Genomic DNA, 17,227 nt, shown 5'->3' with positions numbered 1-17,227 from the left:
GGACGGACAAAGACACCTCGGTTCCGAACTGCTACGCCCGGAACGTCAGCCCCGATCGCAGATCCCGCGCGTCCGCGAGTAGTCGTTCGCGATCCTCGCCGGTCAACGTGACGTGTCCCATCTTCCGGAGGTCGTACACTTCGCGCTTGCCGTACCAGTGGAGGTGGGCCCGATCGGTTTCGAAGACCGGCCCCTCGCCCGAGAGCGTCGCAGGCTGCCGGTCGTCGACATCCCCGAGAATGTTCGTCGAGACCGTAGGGAACCGCTGGTCGGTCGGGCCGAGTGGTCGGCCGGTCACCGCCCGGAGGTGTTGCTCGAACTGCGAGGTGTGACACCCCTCGATGGTCCAGTGTCCGGAGTTGTGGGGCCGGGGCGCGATCTCGTTGAGCAGGATGCGGTCGTCGCCGGTCTGGAACAGCTCGATCCCGAACACGCCCCGACCGTCCAGCACGTCCAGCACCTCCAGCGCGACTTCGCGGGCGTGCTCTCGGACCCGCTCGCTCGCTCGTGCGGGCGCGACCATCTCGCGAAGGATCTCTTCCTCGTGGACCGTCTCGGTGACCGGGAACGTCGCCCGCTCGCCGTCGCCGCGACAGCCCATGACCGCCAGCTCCCGCTCGAAATCGACCATCTCCTCGACCATCGCCGGCCCGGCGACGGTGTCGATCGCCGCCTCCACGTCGTCCGGTCCCTCGACGGGAACGTTCCCGCGACCGTCGTAGCCGCCGGTCCGGGCCTTGAGCATCGCCGGGTAGCCCAGCTCGTCGCAGGCTTCCCGGAGGTCGTCGGCGCTCTCGACCGCGCGGAACGCCGGGACGGGGACGCCCGCGTCGGCCAGTCGGCGCTTCTGGACGAGTTTGTCCTGGATGGTCCGCAGCGTCTCCGGCGCCGGGTGGACGGGTGTTCCGGTCGCCTCGGCGACCGCTTCCAGCACGTCCGGGTCCGCGAGTTCGATCTCGTAGGTCAGATACTCGGCGCGTTCGGCGAGTTCCCGGAGCGTCTCGCGGTCGTCGAACTCACCAACGACTTGGTCGTGGACGACCGGGAACGCCGGGCACTCCGGCGTCGGGTCCGAGACCACGAGGTCGATCCCAAGCGGGGCAGCCGCTTCCCCCAGCATCCGGCCGAGTTGGCCACCGCCGACGATCCCGACGGTCGGCCCTGGCGAGGAGAGTGTCATGTACCGGGCGATACCTCAGCGGTCGGGTTAAGGGTTCTCTCTTTGCCTGACTACGACGGGCGCTGGTCGGTGTGTGACTCGTGAATCCAGACGGTGAACGTGTTCTTGTACCCGCCAGTCCGTAGCTGATGGGTGCGCCGTTCGTACCCGGCCGGGCCGAGCTGTTTCCCTGGCTGTGTCCCGTCGAACGGCTGTGTGATGACGATCGGTGGCTGTTCGTCGCTGACCATCCGACTCAACTGCTCGCGGTCGTTCTCACAGACGGTCTCCATCTCCCCCGAGGCGAAGTACCACGGCAACGGCAGGGTGTTGTACCACTTCAGACAGGTCGGCCGCAGGTTCCAGAAGGCCTCGCCCCACTCGTCGCGGTTCTCCTGAACGTAGGCGCTCCCGTCGTCGAAGTTGTCGCCGCTCTCCCCGTAGTAGACCACCACGTCGGTCCCCTGGTTGTCGCGGGCGATGCGCTCCATCGCGGTGAGGTCGCTGCGCAGTTCCTCCTGGGGCTGTGCGAACTGGACGAGCGGGTTCGACTCCTCGTGGGCGTTGCTGTAGACGGTCGTGGCGGCGACGTTGCCCACGAGTGCGGTGACGAGAACGAGCACGAGCGCGGACGTGGCGACGCCGGTCACGTCGTCGGCCGAGAGCGCTTCGACACCCCAGCGGAATATCGCGGCGACACCGACGCCGGCCGGAATCGCCAGGGGAACCACGACGTGGGCACCGATCCAGGGGTTGCCGATGTCGGTGCCGATCGGGTAGCCGACGATCGAGACGTAGCCACAGTAGGCCGCGAACGGGACGAGATGTCGCGGCCGGATCGAACCCAGCCGATCCAGCGCGTAGCCGAACGCGGAGAAGGCGACCAGCGGGCCACAGGTGTAGGCAAGCGCCTCTAAAAGGATCCCGTAGTGACCGTCGACTTCCTTGTAGAACCGGTCGAAACGTTCCTGAAACGTGCTCTCGCCGGTGGTCGTCGCCCGCTCGGAGGCCGGGTTGAACCAGTTGCTGTACTGCTCGATCACTCGGTCGGAAGTCACCTGGACCAACTCCGGGAACATCGCCGGGTTGGTCACGCCGTTCCAGAAGTTGACGCTGTCGGCCGTGGGTGTCGCCGGCGGGTGCTGGATGCCGGCCAGTCCGGCTCCACGTGGCGCGTAGAAGAACAGCGAGACGGCGAGGAAGATCGCCAGCCCGATCCCGACGTGGCCGACGTAGGCGACGACCACCTGCCAGGGGGTTCCGTGTCGCTCGCGGAACGATCGAACAGTCTCGACGACGAGGGCTACGTCCGCGCGGACGCGACCGGCCATCCGGTTCCAGATCGCCGACGGCGACGGGACACTGGCGAGAAACGACGCCGCGTCGCGGTAGCCGTTGGGCAGTACCAGAACCTTCGCCAGCAAGAGCCCGGTCGCCCCGAACCAGGTCACGACGTAGACGATGGCGTTCTCCTTCGAGGCGAACCCCAGCGCAGCGAACGCGCCGACGCCGTAGAGATAGCGGGCCTTCCGGGTGTCGTAGAACCGAACGAGCAGGCCGAAGGCGGTGAACATGAACGCGGCGACGAGCACGTCGCTGCGCATGAACCGCGAGTAGTACAGCAGCAGGGGGTTCAACGCGAGGAAGGCGGCGACGCCGACGATCTCCTCCCGGCGGAGGTGCTCACGGAAGAGCAGTGCCGTCACCGGTAACAGTCCCCCGACGAGCGCGACGGGGAGTCGCATGATCAGGTCGCTCGTTCCCAGGAGCGAGAACAGCCAGGCGTCGACGTGCTGGATGAACGGGCCGTGGATGATGTACCGGTAGGTGAACGATCCCGTCTCGGCGAGGTTCAGCGCCCAGTAGGCGACCCGTCCCTCGTCGTAGTGGGCGACCCGGGAACCGAGACCGACGACCCGGAGGGCGACGGACAGGAGGGTGATTCCGAGGACCACCTTGGCGACGGCGTAGTCGTCGCCGTCGGCCCAGGCAGCGACACGTTCCCGCAGGCGTTTCAGCCGCGAGAGTTCGCGGGGCGGCACAGCCATACCCGGTGTGTGAACAGCGGTCGTTAGAACACTTCTGGTTTCCCGAAGCCGGAACGGTAGTTCTTTAGGGATAACAGCCACCCACACGAGTATGGTGCAGCTCGGACTGGTCGTCGCCCAGTACGACAAACACGGGCAAGTCGTCGAGGAGATGGAGGAGTCGGCCCGACAGGCCGCCGCCGACCACGACGCCGACGTGGTCGAGACGGTGGCTGTCCCCGGCTCCTACGACACGCCGCTCGCCGCCGACCGGCTGGCACGCCGGGACGATGTCGATGCCGTCGCGGTCCTCGGCGTTATCGTCGAAGGCGACACCGCCCACGACGCGGTCATCGCCGACGCGGCGGCACAGGGATTGACCGACGTCGCCCTCGACCGCGACACGCCCGTCACGCTGGGGATCATCGGCCCCGGCATGAGTACGGCCGAAGCCGAGGCACGGACTCACAAGGGCGGCTCGGCAGTCACGAGCGCCATCGAACTCGCTACCCAACTACCATGACTATGGACTTCGCATCCCGAGTCGAACGTGTAGAGCCGAGCGCGACGCTCGCGATCAGCAACAAGGCCGCCGAACTGGAGGCCGAGGGGAAAGACGTCGTCGACCTCTCGGTCGGCGAACCCGACTTCGATACCCCCGAGAACATCAAAGACGCTGCCAAGGACGCTCTCGACGCCGGCCACACCGGCTACACTCCTTCGAACGGTATCCCGGAACTCAAGGAGGCCATCGCCGAGAAGCTCCACGACGACGGCCTGACCCAGTACGGCCCGGAGAACCTCATCGTCACGCCCGGTGGGAAGCAGGCCCTCTACGAGGTCTTCCAGACGATCATCGACGACGGGGACGAGGTGGCCCTGCTGGACCCGGCGTGGGTCTCCTACGAGGCGATGGCGAAACTCGCCGGCGGGACGCTGACTCGCGTCGACACCGCCGCTCACGACTTCCAGCTAGCGGGCGCACTCGACGACCTCGCGGCCGCGGTCTCGGACGACACCGAACTGCTGGTGGTCAACTCGCCGGGCAACCCCCACGGTGCCGTCTACTCCCGCGAGGCGATGGAGGGCGTCCGTGACCTGGCCGTCGAACACGATATCACTGTGATCTCCGACGAGATCTACAAGGAGATCACCTACGACGGCGCCGAGGCCGTCTCGCTGGGCACTCTGGACGGTATGGAGGGCCGGACCGTCACCCTCAACGGCTTCTCGAAGGCCTACTCGATGACCGGCTGGCGGCTGGGGTACTTCGCGGCCCCGGAGGAACTGGTCTCGCAGGCCGGGAAGGTCCACTCCCACTCGGTCTCCTGTGCGGTGAACTTCGTCCAGCACGCCGGCGTCGAAGCGATCACCAACACCGACGAGGCCGTCGAGGAGATGCGCCAGGCGTTCGCGGAACGGCGCGAGTTCCTGATGGGCCTGTTCGAGGATCACGGCGTCCACGTCCCCGAGCCAGAGGGCGCGTTCTACATGATGCCGGAGATCGCCCCGGACGGCGACGACACCGAGTGGTGTGACAAGGCGATCTCGGAGGCCCAGGTCGCGACGGTCCCCGGCAGCGCGTTCGGGACGCCCGGCTACGCCCGTATCTCCTACGCCAACAGCAAGGAGCGCCTGCAGGAAGCGGTCGACCGACTGGCCGAGCACGACCTGCTGTAGCGGTCCATCCAGCGAGTCGGCGTACAGCCCTTTTCACGACACGCCGTCCGGACCGTGTTCACTCGCGCTCGTCGAGCACGCGGGCGATGATCTGACCGGTCGAGAGGAGGGACTCGTCGCCCTCCTGTTCCAGCGGGCTCGCCCGCCGGACGTCACAGTCGATACCGCGCTCGGAGAGCGCGTTCCGGAGCTTCTCGATGTCGTGATGTTGGTCGTATCCCAGCGCGATCACGTCCGGTTCGAGCCGTTCGATCGGGACGAAGATGTCCTCGGGATGGCCCAGATGGGCCTCGTCGACCGGCTTCAGCGACGCCACCATCTCCCGCCGTTGCTCGTCGGGCACCACTGGCGGCTCCTTGTGCGTGACGTTGACCGAGCGCGCGACGATGACGTGGAGTTCATCGCCCATCCGGGCGGCGTCCCGGAGGTAGTGGACGTGTCCGGGGTGGAGGATGTCGAAGGTCCCCTGTGCGACGACCCGCGTCACGAGTCGAACTCCTCGTCGCGCAGTTCGCGGTCGATGTCCGACTGGTCGAAATCGAAGAACGTCTCCTCCGGCGGGGCGACGTCGAGTACCGGGAGGTCGATCGGTTGGCCCTCGTTGTCGAAGGCCTGCCAGTCGTCGGGGCCGTACGGGTACCCCAGGATGATGTGGACGTCACCCCGACCGAACGTCGCCAGGTCGGCGTCGCTGGGCTGTAAGACGCCGTTGGGGTGCGAGTGGATCGACCCCGCGGCGCGCATATCGTTGGGGACCATACTCGTCTTGACGGTCGCACTCACCGGGTTCGATTCGGTGCCCGGGATGACGAGCACGTCGGTCAGGACCGTCCCGTCCTCGTCGAGTCCGACCTTCGTCGCGTCGTCGCCACGGAGCAGCCCCATGTACTCGTTGGGGTGTGACTCCTCCGAGGCGGCACGTGCAAACTCCAGTGCGGACTCGGCGATACCGAGGATACCGCCCGAGCGGAACAACGCCATACACACAGTCGGTGGGGCTGGCTTCTAAGGGTTGTGTCTCCGGCCAGCGGGCTCGCGTCCCGTGCTTTCCCGGCCAATTATCGTCGCTCGGATCGAGCGGCGCTACCCAGCGATTCCGAAGAGTACAAACGGCACAACACCGAAGTGACGGTAAATGTCTTCGCCAACCGGCACCGACGACGGTGCCGCGGTCCCCGATGGGGGGACTGTCGTCTACGATCTCGCTGCAGAGTGTACCGCCGACGATCTGGAGGACGATGGCCGCTACCTCGCGACTGTCAACGGCGTCGTCGAGTACGGTGTCTTCGTCGATCTCTCCGATACCGTCTCCGGACTCGTCCACGATTCGAACCTGCTGGGCGACTACGACGTCGGCGACGAACTCGTCGTCGAACTCGCCGAGGTCCGCCCCGATGGCGACCTCAGCTTCGACGAGGTCCGACTCGACGACTACCGGCTCGAACCGGTCGCTCACGGCGACCTGACGACCGTCGCCGACCTCGGCGGCGCGACCGGTGATACTGTGATCGTCGAGGGGACCGTCGTCCAGATCAAACAGACCGGCGGTCCGACCGTGTTCCAGCTCCGGGACACGACCGGCGTTGTCCCGTGTGCGGCCTTCGACGAGGCCGGTGTCCGCGCCCATCCCGGCGTCGAGATCGACGACATCGTCCGGATCGCCGGCCGCGCCGAGGAGCGGGACGGCGGCGTCCAGATCGAGGTCGAATCGCTGACCGTCCTCGACGGCGAGCCGGCGGCTGCCGTGCGGGACGACCTCGACGCCGCCCTCTCGGAACTGGCCGAGCCGGCCGATATCGACCCGTTGGTCGAGTGGCCGGCTTTCGAGAAGCTCTGGGACGACCTGCGGGAGGTCGCGACCGAACTCCGCCGGACGGTACTCGCCGGTCGGCCGATCCGGATGCGCCACCACGCCGACGGTGACGGGCTCTGTGCCAGCGTCCCGCTGCAGGTCGCGCTCCAGCGATTTATCGCCGAGCAGTACGAGGACAGCGACGCGCCCCAGCACCTCCTCAAGCGCCTGCCGAGCAAGGCCCCCTACTACGAGATGGAAGACGTCACCCGGGACCTGAACTTCGCGCTGGAGGACCGGACCCGCCACGGCCAGAAGCTCCCGATGCTGTTGATGCTCGACAACGGCTCGACCGAGGAGGACACGCCGGCCTACCGGAACCTCCGGCACTACGATATCCCTGTGGTCGTCGTCGACCACCACCACCCCGACCCCGAGGCCGTCGAACCGCTCATCGAGCACCACGTCAATCCGTATCTCCACGACGAGGACTACCGGATCACGACCGGGATGCTCTGTGTCGAACTCGCCCGGATGATCGACCCGACGCTGAGCGAGGGACTCCAGCACGTCCCTGCCGTCGCCGGCCTCTCGGATCGCTCCGAGGGCGAGGCGATGGCGGACTACCTCGAACTCGCCGGCGAGATGGGCTACGACGAGGGCGACTTGCGGGACATCGGCGAGGCGCTCGACTACGCGACCCACTGGCTTCGCTACAGCTCCGGCGAACAGCTCGTGACCGACGTGCTCAACGTCGACTGTGACGACCGCGGACGCCACGAGGAGATCGTCGAGTTCCTCGCCGACCGGGCCGAGCGCGACGTGGCGGACCAACTCGACGCCGCGATGCACCACGTCGATCACGAGCGACTCGACAACGGTGCCCACCTCTACCGGATCGACGTCGAGAACCACGCCCACCGCTTTACCTATCCCGCTCCAGGGAAGACCACCGGCGAGATCCACGACCGGAAGGTGGCAGAGACCGGCGACCCGGTCATCACCATCGGCTACGGTCCCGACTTCGCCGTCCTCCGGAGCGACGGCGTCCGGCTGGACATCCCGCGGATGGTCAGCGAACTGACCGCGGAGGTCGACGGCGGCGGGGTCTCCGGCGGGGGCCACCTCGTCGTCGGCTCGATCAAGTTCGTCTCCGGGATGCGCGACGAGGTGCTCGACGCCCTCGTCGAGAAGATGGCCGAGGCCGAGATCGACGAGGAACTCGGGAGTTCGACGGCGCTCCCCGAAGACGTCGACGTCTGATCGGTCAGCCTCGTCCGACGGTCTCCGCGAACTCAACTCGACGCAACGCCAGCACGGCTACGATCCCGACGCCGAGACCGATTCCCAGTAGTTCGAGCGGTAAGCCACTTCTTCCGCCCTGCCAGTCGGCGTCGAACACTTCCCGGTAGTACGACGCCACCTCCGAGCCGTGGAGGAGGAGGACGACCTCCCGGTTCGTGGTCGCGGCCTGCTCGTTCCAGTTGAGGCTGCCGACCACGACGCGGTCGTCGACGACCGCGCCTTTCGCGTGGATCTTCTCGTACCGGCCGGCGGGGTCGGCGACGCGGGCCGAGAGCGGGCTGTCGGTCCGGTCGGCCCACTCCCGGAACCGCTCGACCGTCGCTCGGTTCTCCTCGCGGACGTACCAGGCGTCGCTCAGGAGCAGGCGGACCTCGACGCCGCGCTGGGCCGCCCGACGCACCGCCCGCAGAAGCGGCTCGTCCCACCCGCCGACCGTCGGCTGGACGACGGCGATTCGCCGGTCGGCGTCGTCGATCGTCTCGATCAGACGTTGCTGTGCATTGTCGGGTGTGACCAGTAGCTCCGTCCGCTCGACCGGGACGCTCGTCGGTTCGAAGCGTCGTGGGTAGCTCCCGACTGCCCGTTCGCCACGTTCGAACTGACGGCCACGCCGGTAGGAGCGCCAGGCCGTCCCGTCTCGCCATCCCGCGTCGGCGCGGAACGTCGTCGCCAGCCCCTCGACGACGCTCGGCTGTTCGGTCACGACACCCCACCCGCGGCTGCTGTTGCCGCCGGTCCCGGCCGGTTTCCAGTTCTCGGTCAGGACGACCGCGCTCCCGTCGGCGACCGCGTACTTCGCGTGGTGATAGCGGTAGCGTGCCCGCGGCCCCGTGAGCAACCGCACCTCGACGCCGGCGTCGGTGAGACGGTCGAGTGTTCGTGCCTCGGTACGAGTCCGATCGCCGACTGGGTCGCCCTCCAGCAGCACACGCACCTTCGCTCCGCGTCGTTTTGCCGCGATCAGGGCGTCGGCAACCCGCTCGGAGGTGAGGGTGTAGCCGGCCAGCAGGACCCGACTCTCGGCGGTTCGAAGGGGTCCGAGTGGGGCGCCGGGCGCGTCCGGGAGCGTAAACGCCCGGACGGACCCGCGGCCCGCGGTGACGATCGGTCTGTCCGAAGCACCGAGTGGTCGCCAGCGGATCGTGGAGCCGGCGACGACGCCGACGGCTCCCTCCTCGGCGTCGGTGTAGCGGACGCTGTCGATCGTCTCACCGTCGGCGACGAGCCGGACCCGTTCGCCGCTGTTGGCCAGTTCCGGGTGGTCCGGGAGCGCGACGACGGGATGATCAACGAGTGGTCGGACGGCGTCCGGCGCCGCGGTCAGCGCGACCGTTCCGGTGACCGTCTCGTTCGGAAGCGTGACCGTTGACTGGCCGTCCGAGAGCGCGTATCGACTGAGACCGGTCCGCTCGGGAACGTCGAGGACGACGAACTCGCCGGTGTCGCCACCGGCTACGGGATTCGGGTAGACCGCGTGAATCGACGGATCGGTCGCGGTCGAAGTCGATCCCGGGCCGGCAGCGACCGGGGGACCGATAGCTGGGGTGACGAGCAGGCAGATCAACGCGAAGGCGACGGACGACCGCATCGGAGAGTTTGGTCGCCCTTCGGTACAAGAAGGTTCGGCCGTGGGGACGAGCGATGGATCAGGCGCTTGCGGCCTTCTCGGCCTCTGCCTGGACGAGGTACGCGCGGTCGTCGACGTACTGTGCGGCCTCGTCGAGCGCGCGCTCGGTGCCGATCTGGCGCAGTGCCCACGCGGCCGACGCGCGGGCCTGGTCGCTCTCGTCGCTCTTGAGGAGGTCAGCGAGCGGTTCGACCGCACGGGTATCGCCGAGCAGGCCCAGCGTGCGTGCGGCCACCGAGCGGATGTCTTCGTTCTCCGAGTCGAGACAGTTCGCGACCGGCTGGACGGAGTCGGGGCTGCCGATCGAGCCCAGCGCGCGCAGCGTCACCTTCTGGAGTGCGGGGTCGCCGTCCCCGTCGATGAAGTCGTGGAGCGTCTCGCAGGCACGGTCGTCGCCGATCTTCCCGAGTACCTTGATCGGTCCCTTGTCGCGCCGTTGGGCCTTCTCGTGCATCGCCTCGAAGGCCGGCTCGGCGTCGCTCCCGAGGTGATAGAAGATGTCGATGATGTACTCGTCCATGAACTCCGAGCCCAGCTTCTCGAACGCGAACAGGACGTCTTCGATGTTGCCCTGCTTCGCGTGGAGTTTGGCCGCGTTCCACTCGGGTGGGAAGTCCTTGCGGTTCTCGTTGGTCAGGATATCGTAGAAGCCCCGTGCGTCGAGCTGTTCCCGGACGGTCAGATCGTCCCAGACCTCCGCGGCCTCCAGATCGTCTGCTAGCGTCTCGGCGACCTCCAGAAGCGAGGTGATCGTGTCGGCGTCCTCGTCGGCGTCCAGCCCGGCGGCGTCGATCGCGTCGGCGACCGTCTCAAGCGCGGAGCCAGCGTTGATGAGGTCCGTCTCGGTGTCGGCGTCGTGGGTGACGTGGTCGCTCGCCGTCTCGAGGAACGACCGGACCGCTTCGAGTGCTTCGCCTTCGCCGTCTTCGGTCCACTCGCTGTCGTTGACCGTCGACTGTGCGGTCTCGACGATCCCGACGACGTCCTCGGCGTACGGGCCGCGTTGCGCTTCGAGGCCGTCCCGGAGGTCCGAGAGCTTCGACTCCAATTCCTCTCGGGGGTTCTCGGCGTCCTCGTCGTCTTCGTCCGGCTCCGGGAGGTCGGCCGACTCCAGCGCGCTCTCGATGTCGTCCAGTGTCGCCTCGATCTCGTCGAGGTCGGCCTCGGTCTCGGCGCCATCGAGGGCGCTCTCGGCCTCGTCGAGCCGTGATTCGAGTGCGTCGGCGGTCACGTCCGCGCCGGCGCTGTCGTCAGACGCCGCGGCGTCGTCCGTGGGCGCCTCGGTCTCGTCCTCGGGTGCCTCGTCGTCCCCGTTGCTCATGTACGACGATGTGTCGGTGTGGGGCAAGAGCGTTTCCTTTCTTGGCTGGGGTCGGCGTGAGCGAAACCACATACGCTTAGGTTCCCCGCCGTGGAGCCTGGGCTATGACAGCCGACAGCGTGCAGTCCCTGATCGACCAACTCCACGAGGAAGCGGCGACGGATCAGCCCGACGAACTGACACCCGACGTGGGAATCGTCATGGGATCCGACTCGGATCTGGCGACGATGGCCGGCGGGAAGGGGAAACGGCCGGGCGCGTACGCCGCGCTCGCGGAGGAACTCGGCTTCGAGGAACAGACCGACTACGCCGACGCCCCCGACGCTCGGTTCACCTTCGAGACGTTCGTCGTCTCGGCACACCGGACCCCGGAACTGATGTACGCGTACGCGGAGACCGCTGCCGACCGTGGTCTCGACGTGGTCATCGCTGGTGCCGGGGGGAAGTCGGCCGACCTCCCGAACATGACCGCCTCGATCGCGTACCCGTTGCCGGTCATCGGCGTCCCCGTCCAGGAGAAGTCCGTCGACTCGGTCATCGGGATGCCACAGGGGGCACCGATCACTGCCGTCGACGCGGGCAAGTCGTTCAACGCCGCACTGAGTGCCGTCCAGATCCTCGCACGCGAGCACGAGGACCTCCGCGAACGACTGATCGAGTACCATCAGGGTCTCCAGGAAGGGGTCGGTGACGTTTCGCGGGACCTCCACGAACTGGGAACGCCCGGGTTCAAGGCCGAATACTGGGACGAATAACCGGCGGGCGAGGTGGCCGGCGTCGAACTGCCGTGGTAGTGTTCGCTCGGGTGTCTGGCGACCCGCGCATCGCGTCACAGACGAACCCCGCCGACGGGGCGTGACTCACTCGAAACCCGAACAATGAACCCTTATATGCGAGTACACCTAACCGGCGAACGATAGGAGATTCCGGAATGAGTAATGCATGGATTGCCATCGGTGCGCTCGCGCTCGTGGGGCTCGCAATCCCGCTGGGGATGATGACGGCGTCGAGCCTTCTCCGGCCGAGCGTTCCCGAACAAGGCAAACGAACCACCTACGAGTCCGGTGAGGTGCCGACTGGCAGCAGCCGACATATCCGTTTCAACATCCAGTACTACATGGTCGCGCTGCTGTTCGTGGTCTTCGACATCGAGACGGTCCTCATCTTCCCGTGGACCCTCATCTACCGAGATGCGGTGTCGGCCGTCGGCATCACCAGGGTTCTGTTGCCGATGGCGGTGTTCGTCGGCATCCTCGTCGTCGGACTCGCCTGGGCGTGGCGTAACGGCGCGGTCCAATGGGTGCGTAACCCGTCGGTAACGAAGGGGGCAGATACATATGAGTAGTGACCAAACACCGCCGACCGAGGTATCGACACGAGAGGCCCGGATGGGCGAGGGCGCGGACGACCGCTTCAACTCCAAACTGCGGGAAGCGTTCGGCTCGACGCCGTTTATCCTCACCAAGTTCGACCAGTTCATGAACTGGGTGCGGGGCTCCTCGATGTTCATGCTACAGTTCGGGATCGCCTGCTGTAGCATCGAGATGATCCACACCTACGCGATCAAACACGACCTCGATCGCTTCGGTGCCGGCGTCCCGCGGGCCTCACCGCGGCAGGCCGACGTCATCATCGTCCCGGGGACCATCGTCTCGAAGTTCGCCCCGCGGATGAAGCGGGTCTACGACCAGATGCCCGAGCCGAAGTTCGTCGTCTCGATGGGTTCCTGTACCGTCTCCGGCGGCCCGTTCCAGGAGGGGTACAACGTCGTCAAGGGCGCCGAGGAGGTCATCCCGGTCGACATCCACGTTCCCGGTTGCCCGCCCCGGCCCGAGGCGCTGATCTACGGCGTCGCGAAGCTCCAGGAACGGATCGCCAACGGCGAGTCATCGCCGGTGACGGTCAAACCATACGAACTGGAGCAGTTCGGCGACCTCGAACAGGACGAACTCGTCCAGAAGCTCGCCGACGAGGTCGACGAGGAGGACCTCGTGATGCGGTACAACTGGGACAACTCGCCCTGACTACCAATGAGTCTCGAAGAACCTACACCGGACACGACGGTCGATGTCGGAGTGACCGACGACGGGCTCGACTACGACGCGCTGGCCGCCATGCTCGACGGACACGTCCTCGAGCGCGAACAGCACGTCAACGCCGAGGGTTTCGTCATCCGCCCCGACGAGGTACAGGCAGTCCTCTCGCAACTACGGACCGAAGCCGGCTTCGATCACCTCTCCTGTGTCACCGGCCAGGAGTACGACGATCGCTACGAGACGATCTATCACCTCAAAAAGTACGAGGACCCGACCCAGGAGCTGTCGATCGTCGTCCCGTCGCCGAAGGACGACCCCGGAAACGAGTCCGCGGCCCGCGTCTACTCGACGGCCGACTGGCACGAACGCGAGGCCTACGACCTCGTCGGGCTGGAGTACGACGACCACCCGAACCTGGAACGGATTCTCCTGCCCGAGACCTGGCAGGGCCACCCGCTCGGCCAGGACTACAACCAGGACCAGCCACAGATCGTCACGCTGCGTGAGAACGCCAACCCGCTCCAGGAGGACCACCGGAGCGAGGAGAACCCGGACACGATGTTCGTCAACATCGGTCCACACCACCCCGCGACCCACGGCGTGCTCCACGTCAAGACGGTGCTGGACGGCGAGCAGATCGCCGACATCGAGCCCGACATCGGCTATCTCCACCGCTGTGAGGAGCAGATGTGCCAGCAGGGGACCTACCGACACCAGATCATGCCCTACCCCGATCGGTGGGACTACATCTCGGCCGGCATCCTCAACGAGTGGGCATACGCCCGCGCGGCCGAGGACCTCGCGGACATCGAGGTTCCGGAGTACGCACAGGTCATCCGAACCATGTCCGCGGAGATGTGCCGGATCGCGGCACACATGCTCGCGCTGGCGACGTTCGCGCTGGACGTCTTCGGTGACTTCACCGCCGTCTTCCAGTACGGCATCCGCGACCGCGAGATCGTCCAGAACCTCCTGGAGGACCTCACCGGTCAGCGGCTGATGTTCAACTACCTCCGGCTGGGCGGCGTCGCCTGGGACCTGCCCGAGCCCCGCGAGGAGTTCTTCGAGAAGACGCGGGACTTCCTCGACGAACTCCCGGAGAAACTGGAGGAGTACCACGACCTCGTGACGGGCAACGAGATCTTCCAGATGCGGTGTGTCGACACCGGGGTTCTCTCGCCCGAGCAGGTCAAACAGTACGGCGCGACCGGTCCCGTCGCACGGGGCTCGGGCGTCGACTACGACCTCCGGCGGGACGATCCCTACGGCTACTACGACGAACTCGACTGGAACGTCGTCACCGAGGACGGCGGCGACAACTTCTCGCGCGTGCTCGTCCGCATGCGCGAGGTCGAGGAGTCCGCGAAGATCATCGAGCAGTGTGTCGACCTGCTCGAACAGTGGCCCGAAGACGACCGCGAGATCCAGGCAAACGTCCCGCGGACGCTGCGCCCGGACCCGGACGAGGAGATCTACCGCGCCGTCGAGGCCGCGAAGGGCGAACTCGGCATCTACATCCGCTCGGACGGGACGGACAAACCGGCACGGTTCAAGATCCGGAGTCCGTGTTTCTCGAACCTCCAGACGCTGCCCGAGATGTCTCAGGGTGAGTACATCCCGGACATGATCGCCTCGCTGGGTAGCCTCGACATCGTTCTCGGGGAGGTCGATCGGTGATGCAAAGCGGCGGTGCACCACTCCCCGAGATGCTCGCGGAACTGCTCGGGCTCGATCCGACGAACCCCGGGGTCATCCTGGTGATGGCGCTGATCGCCTCCGCCGCCGTCGGCTCGTTCGTCCTGACGAACACGGCCATCGTCATCTGGGCGAAACGGAAGATCACCGCGGCGTTCACCGACCGCATCGCCATCAACCGCGTGGGGCCGCTGGGGCTGCTCATCATCGTCGCCGACGCGGTCCGCCTGCTCTCGAAGGAACTGATCGTCCCGGAGGGCGTCGACCGCCCGGCCTGGGACCTCGCGCCGCTGGTACTGGCCAGTTCTGCGTTGCTCGGGTTCGCGGTCATCCCGATGGACATGGAGTACAACATCCAGATCGCCGATCCCGAGGTCGGTCTGGCGTACGTCTTCGCGACGGCCTCGATCGCCTCGGTCGGCCTGGTGATGGCCGGCTACGCCTCGAACAACAAGTACTCGTTCCTGGGTGGGTTGCGCGCGGTGGCACAGAACATCGCTTACGAGATCCCGCTCATCCTGACGGGCGCGTCGGTCGTCATCTTCGCCGGCTCGCTCCAGATGAGCGAGATCGTCACGGCCCAGCAGCAATCCCTGGTCGGTCCCATCCCCTCGTGGTACGCGTTCGTCAACCCGTTCGCGTTCGTCCTGTTCATGATCGCGAACCTGGCGGAGGTCGGCCGGAACCCGTTCGACATCCCCGAAGCGCCGACCGAGATCGTCGCCGGGTACCAGACGGAGTACTCCTCTGTGTACTTCGTGTTGATGTACCTCGGTGAGTTCATCCACATCTTCCTGGGCGGGGCTATCGTCGCGACCATCTTCCTCGGTGGCCCGGCGGGGCCAGTCCTCCCCGGGATCGTCTGGTTCATCATCAAGATGTGGGCAGTGTTCCTGTTCACCCAGTGGGCCCGGTCGGCGGTCCCCCGTGTTCGTATCGATCAGCTCATCGAGATCGGTTGGAAGGGCATGCTCGTGCTTTCGCTCGCGAACCTCATGCTGACAGCCGTGATCGTCGGGGTGGTCAACGTATGAGCACAGCGACGTTCGACAACGGCGGTGATCCACAATGATCGGAGTCTTGAAATCCATGGCGACGACGATGAAACACGCCCTCGAAGGGGAGACGTTCACGGTCGAGTACCCGGACGTCGCCCCCGAGGTGAGCCCCCGCTTCCGTGGCGTCCACAAGTGGAGCCAGGAGCGGTGTATCTGGTGTCGACAGTGTGAGAACGTCTGTCCGAACAACACCATCCAGATCGTGATGGACGACCAGCGCAACGGCGAGCAGTACAACCTCCATATCGGCCAGTGTATCTACTGCCGGCTGTGTGAGGAGGTCTGCCCGACCGACGCCATCCTGCTGACCCAGAACTTCGAGTTCACGGCGGACACCAAAGACGAGTTCGCTTACGACAAAGAACAACTGAAGAACGTTCCGTGGTACAAGGACATCGACCCCCTCGAATCGCGTGAACCCGACCGGGGCGCCTGGATCGGCGAGGGCGAAGGCGAAGTCGACTACCAGTAAGTCCGTCTCCGGCGGCGAATCCACGGATCCGCCTTTTCGTCGACGCTCTCGTCCCGAGCGACAGCTATCGGCCACTTGAGCGACAAAAGATGGCGAACGAAAAGAGGAATCTTCAAAGGGCCGCCGGAAAGAGGTTCAAAGTAAGATGGGACTGTACGAGTCAATCGCGTTCGCGCTGTTCGCCATGGTTACGGTGGGCAGCGCGTCGGGTGTCGTGTTAGTGCGCGACGTCTGGCACTCGGCGTTGTTACTGGGTGTGTCACTGGTCAGCGTCGCAGTGTTTTACGTGCTGAACCAGGCCGCATTCGTCGCAACGATGCAAATTCTGGTGTACGTCGGCGGCGTCCTCATCCTCATCACCTTCGCGGTGATGCTAACCCGGGAGGACGAGTCGGTCATCGAGGTGACACCATGACAACGAAACCCGAGATCAACACCGAGGGGAATCTCACCGCTGGACTGGCCGCTATCGCACTGTTTCTGGTGCTGGGTGGTGTGTTCCTCACGGCGTCGTTCTCGACGCCGATCGGGTTTCCCGAGGGCGCAGCCGTCACCATGAGTCTCGGCGCGGCGATGTTCGATATCGCACCCGGCGCGCTGATGGGCGATGGGCAGACGGCCGTCCCCGCTGAAGGGTTCATCGTCGCGTTCATCGCGATTGCCGTGGTCCTCGATGCGGCACTCGACGGCGCCCTGATGTTGGCAAAGCGTGACGACGAGGAGGACGTCGCCGCCGACGGGGGGGAGAGACGGTGATCCCCGTTCAAGCGTACCTTCTGCTGTCGGCGGCCGTGTTCTGTATCGGTCTGTTCGGTATCCTGACCCGGAAAAACGCGCTTATCTTCCTGATGTCGGTCGAACTGATGCTGAACGCGGCGAACATCAACTTCGTCGCGTTCTCGCTCCATCACGGCAACCTCTCTGGACAGGTCTTCTCGCTGTTCACGATGGGGATCGCGGCGGCCGAGGTGGCAGTCGGGATCGGTATCATCCTGGTCCTGTACCGTAACTTCAGTGACGTCGACGTGACGAAGGCGACGACGATGAGGTGGTAA

General features: G+C 66.0%; 18 protein-coding genes. 12 read left to right on the top strand and 6 right to left on the bottom strand.

Translation table 11 applies throughout. The annotated features are described in order from the left end of the window. Positions 1-31: 31 nt before the first annotated feature. Together P0204_RS06095 and P0204_RS06090 are read right to left on the bottom strand one after the other, a co-directional pair. Positions 32-1,180: a 5-(carboxyamino)imidazole ribonucleotide synthase gene (locus P0204_RS06095; RefSeq protein WP_276222577.1), complete on the bottom strand. Its 1,149-nt coding sequence runs from the start codon at positions 1,178-1,180 to the stop codon at positions 32-34. Positions 1,181-1,230: 50 nt separating this feature from the next. Further along, the gene (locus tag P0204_RS06090) at positions 1,231-3,207 is read right to left on the bottom strand and encodes a flippase activity-associated protein Agl23 (protein WP_276222576.1); all 1,977 of its coding nucleotides are present in this window, start codon (positions 3,205-3,207) and stop codon (positions 1,231-1,233) included. A 91-nt stretch (positions 3,208-3,298) separates the two neighbouring features. On the opposite strand from P0204_RS06090, the gene ribH reads away from it, so the two are divergent. Together ribH and P0204_RS06080 are read left to right on the top strand one after the other, a co-directional pair. Beyond that, positions 3,299-3,709, top strand: a complete 411-nt coding sequence (gene ribH / locus P0204_RS06085) for a 6,7-dimethyl-8-ribityllumazine synthase (protein WP_276222575.1) — start codon at positions 3,299-3,301, stop codon at positions 3,707-3,709. After that, on the top strand, positions 3,706-4,866 hold the full coding sequence (locus tag P0204_RS06080; RefSeq protein WP_276222574.1) for a pyridoxal phosphate-dependent aminotransferase: 1,161 nt from the start codon (positions 3,706-3,708) through the stop codon (positions 4,864-4,866). Before ribH ends, P0204_RS06080 begins: the two co-directional genes overlap by 4 nt. Before the next feature lie 58 nt (positions 4,867-4,924). Here the strand turns inward: P0204_RS06080 and P0204_RS06075 are convergent, their stop codons facing one another. Beyond that, positions 4,925-5,353 (bottom strand): FAD synthase family protein, encoded by a 429-nt coding sequence (locus P0204_RS06075; RefSeq protein ID WP_276222573.1) that lies wholly within the window; start codon positions 5,351-5,353, stop codon positions 4,925-4,927. Continuing rightward, a complete protein-coding gene (locus P0204_RS06070; RefSeq protein ID WP_276222572.1) occupies positions 5,350-5,847 on the bottom strand; it encodes a Mov34/MPN/PAD-1 family protein in 498 nt (165 codons plus the stop codon). Before P0204_RS06070 ends, P0204_RS06075 begins: the two co-directional genes overlap by 4 nt. A 154-nt stretch (positions 5,848-6,001) precedes the next feature. Between P0204_RS06070 and P0204_RS06065 the strand changes: the two genes are divergently transcribed. Beyond that, positions 6,002-7,921: a Hef-associated nuclease gene (locus P0204_RS06065; RefSeq protein ID WP_276222571.1), complete on the top strand. Its 1,920-nt coding sequence runs from the start codon at positions 6,002-6,004 to the stop codon at positions 7,919-7,921. Between the two features lie 4 nt (positions 7,922-7,925). Here the strand turns inward: P0204_RS06065 and P0204_RS06060 are convergent, their stop codons facing one another. Both P0204_RS06060 and P0204_RS06055 read right to left on the bottom strand, forming a co-directional pair. Then, positions 7,926-9,551 (bottom strand): phospholipase D-like domain-containing protein, encoded by a 1,626-nt coding sequence (locus P0204_RS06060; RefSeq protein ID WP_276222569.1) that lies wholly within the window; start codon positions 9,549-9,551, stop codon positions 7,926-7,928. Positions 9,552-9,609: 58 nt separating this feature from the next. Next, positions 9,610-10,911, bottom strand: coding sequence for a HEAT repeat domain-containing protein (locus tag P0204_RS06055; protein ID WP_276222568.1), 1,302 nt, complete (start codon positions 10,909-10,911; stop codon positions 9,610-9,612). 104 nt (positions 10,912-11,015) lie between these two features. Between P0204_RS06055 and P0204_RS06050 the strand changes: the two genes are divergently transcribed. The 9 genes from P0204_RS06050 (at position 11,016) to nuoK (ending at position 17,227) form a co-directional block, all read left to right on the top strand. Continuing rightward, complete coding sequence (locus P0204_RS06050) at positions 11,016-11,666, top strand: AIR carboxylase family protein (protein ID WP_276222567.1); 651 nt, start codon at positions 11,016-11,018, stop codon at positions 11,664-11,666. A 176-nt stretch (positions 11,667-11,842) separates the two neighbouring features. Further along, entirely contained in the window at positions 11,843-12,256 is a 414-nt protein-coding gene (locus tag P0204_RS06045; RefSeq protein WP_276222566.1) for an NADH-quinone oxidoreductase subunit A, read from the top strand. Beyond that, positions 12,249-12,935, top strand: coding sequence for an NADH-quinone oxidoreductase subunit B (locus P0204_RS06040; RefSeq protein ID WP_276222565.1), 687 nt, complete (start codon positions 12,249-12,251; stop codon positions 12,933-12,935). The genes P0204_RS06045 and P0204_RS06040 overlap by 8 nt, the downstream gene beginning before the upstream one ends. Positions 12,936-12,941: 6 nt before the next feature. Further along, a complete protein-coding gene (locus P0204_RS06035) occupies positions 12,942-14,624 on the top strand; it encodes an NADH-quinone oxidoreductase subunit D (RefSeq protein WP_276222564.1) in 1,683 nt (560 codons plus the stop codon). Then, positions 14,624-15,676: a complex I subunit 1/NuoH family protein gene (locus P0204_RS06030; RefSeq protein WP_276222563.1), complete on the top strand. Its 1,053-nt coding sequence runs from the start codon at positions 14,624-14,626 to the stop codon at positions 15,674-15,676. The genes P0204_RS06035 and P0204_RS06030 overlap by 1 nt, the downstream gene beginning before the upstream one ends. 34 nt (positions 15,677-15,710) lie before the next feature. Beyond that, complete coding sequence (locus P0204_RS06025; protein ID WP_276222562.1) at positions 15,711-16,172, top strand: NuoI/complex I 23 kDa subunit family protein; 462 nt, start codon at positions 15,711-15,713, stop codon at positions 16,170-16,172. Positions 16,173-16,317: 145 nt separating this feature from the next. Then, the gene (locus tag P0204_RS06020) at positions 16,318-16,587 is read left to right on the top strand and encodes an NADH-quinone oxidoreductase subunit J (protein ID WP_276222561.1); all 270 of its coding nucleotides are present in this window, start codon (positions 16,318-16,320) and stop codon (positions 16,585-16,587) included. Next, positions 16,584-16,928 carry a proton-conducting membrane transporter gene (locus P0204_RS06015; RefSeq protein WP_276222560.1) on the top strand — a complete coding sequence of 115 codons (345 nt, stop codon included), beginning with the start codon at positions 16,584-16,586 and terminating at the stop codon, positions 16,926-16,928. The genes P0204_RS06020 and P0204_RS06015 overlap by 4 nt, the downstream gene beginning before the upstream one ends. Further along, positions 16,925-17,227, top strand: a complete 303-nt coding sequence (nuoK, locus tag P0204_RS06010; RefSeq protein WP_276222559.1) for an NADH-quinone oxidoreductase subunit NuoK — start codon at positions 16,925-16,927, stop codon at positions 17,225-17,227. The genes P0204_RS06015 and nuoK overlap by 4 nt, the downstream gene beginning before the upstream one ends.

Source organism: Haloarcula halophila (genome assembly GCF_029278565.1).
In the GTDB taxonomy this organism is placed as follows: domain Archaea; phylum Halobacteriota; class Halobacteria; order Halobacteriales; family Haloarculaceae; genus Haloarcula; species Haloarcula halophila.
This window is presented reverse-complemented; position numbering and strand designations above follow the sequence as displayed.

Bases quoted from the DNA above. Each gene is read 5' to 3' on its own strand.
- P0204_RS06095 (WP_276222577.1), bottom strand. From the start codon at position 1,180: ATGACACTCTCCTCGCCAGGGCCGACCGTCGGGATCGTCGGCGGTGGC.
- P0204_RS06090 (WP_276222576.1), bottom strand. From the start codon at position 3,207: ATGGCTGTGCCGCCCCGCGAACTCTCGCGGCTGAAACGCCTGCGGGAA.
- ribH (WP_276222575.1), top strand. From the start codon at position 3,299: ATGGTGCAGCTCGGACTGGTCGTCGCCCAGTACGACAAACACGGGCAA.
- P0204_RS06080 (WP_276222574.1), top strand. From the start codon at position 3,706: ATGACTATGGACTTCGCATCCCGAGTCGAACGTGTAGAGCCGAGCGCG.
- P0204_RS06070 (WP_276222572.1), bottom strand. From the start codon at position 5,847: ATGGCGTTGTTCCGCTCGGGCGGTATCCTCGGTATCGCCGAGTCCGCA.
- P0204_RS06065 (WP_276222571.1), top strand. From the start codon at position 6,002: ATGTCTTCGCCAACCGGCACCGACGACGGTGCCGCGGTCCCCGATGGG.
- P0204_RS06060 (WP_276222569.1), bottom strand. From the start codon at position 9,551: ATGCGGTCGTCCGTCGCCTTCGCGTTGATCTGCCTGCTCGTCACCCCA.
- P0204_RS06055 (WP_276222568.1), bottom strand. From the start codon at position 10,911: ATGAGCAACGGGGACGACGAGGCACCCGAGGACGAGACCGAGGCGCCC.
- P0204_RS06050 (WP_276222567.1), top strand. From the start codon at position 11,016: ATGACAGCCGACAGCGTGCAGTCCCTGATCGACCAACTCCACGAGGAA.
- P0204_RS06045 (WP_276222566.1), top strand. From the start codon at position 11,843: ATGAGTAATGCATGGATTGCCATCGGTGCGCTCGCGCTCGTGGGGCTC.
- P0204_RS06040 (WP_276222565.1), top strand. From the start codon at position 12,249: ATGAGTAGTGACCAAACACCGCCGACCGAGGTATCGACACGAGAGGCC.
- P0204_RS06035 (WP_276222564.1), top strand. From the start codon at position 12,942: ATGAGTCTCGAAGAACCTACACCGGACACGACGGTCGATGTCGGAGTG.
- P0204_RS06030 (WP_276222563.1), top strand. From the start codon at position 14,624: ATGCAAAGCGGCGGTGCACCACTCCCCGAGATGCTCGCGGAACTGCTC.
- P0204_RS06025 (WP_276222562.1), top strand. From the start codon at position 15,711: ATGATCGGAGTCTTGAAATCCATGGCGACGACGATGAAACACGCCCTC.
- P0204_RS06020 (WP_276222561.1), top strand. From the start codon at position 16,318: ATGGGACTGTACGAGTCAATCGCGTTCGCGCTGTTCGCCATGGTTACG.
- P0204_RS06015 (WP_276222560.1), top strand. From the start codon at position 16,584: ATGACAACGAAACCCGAGATCAACACCGAGGGGAATCTCACCGCTGGA.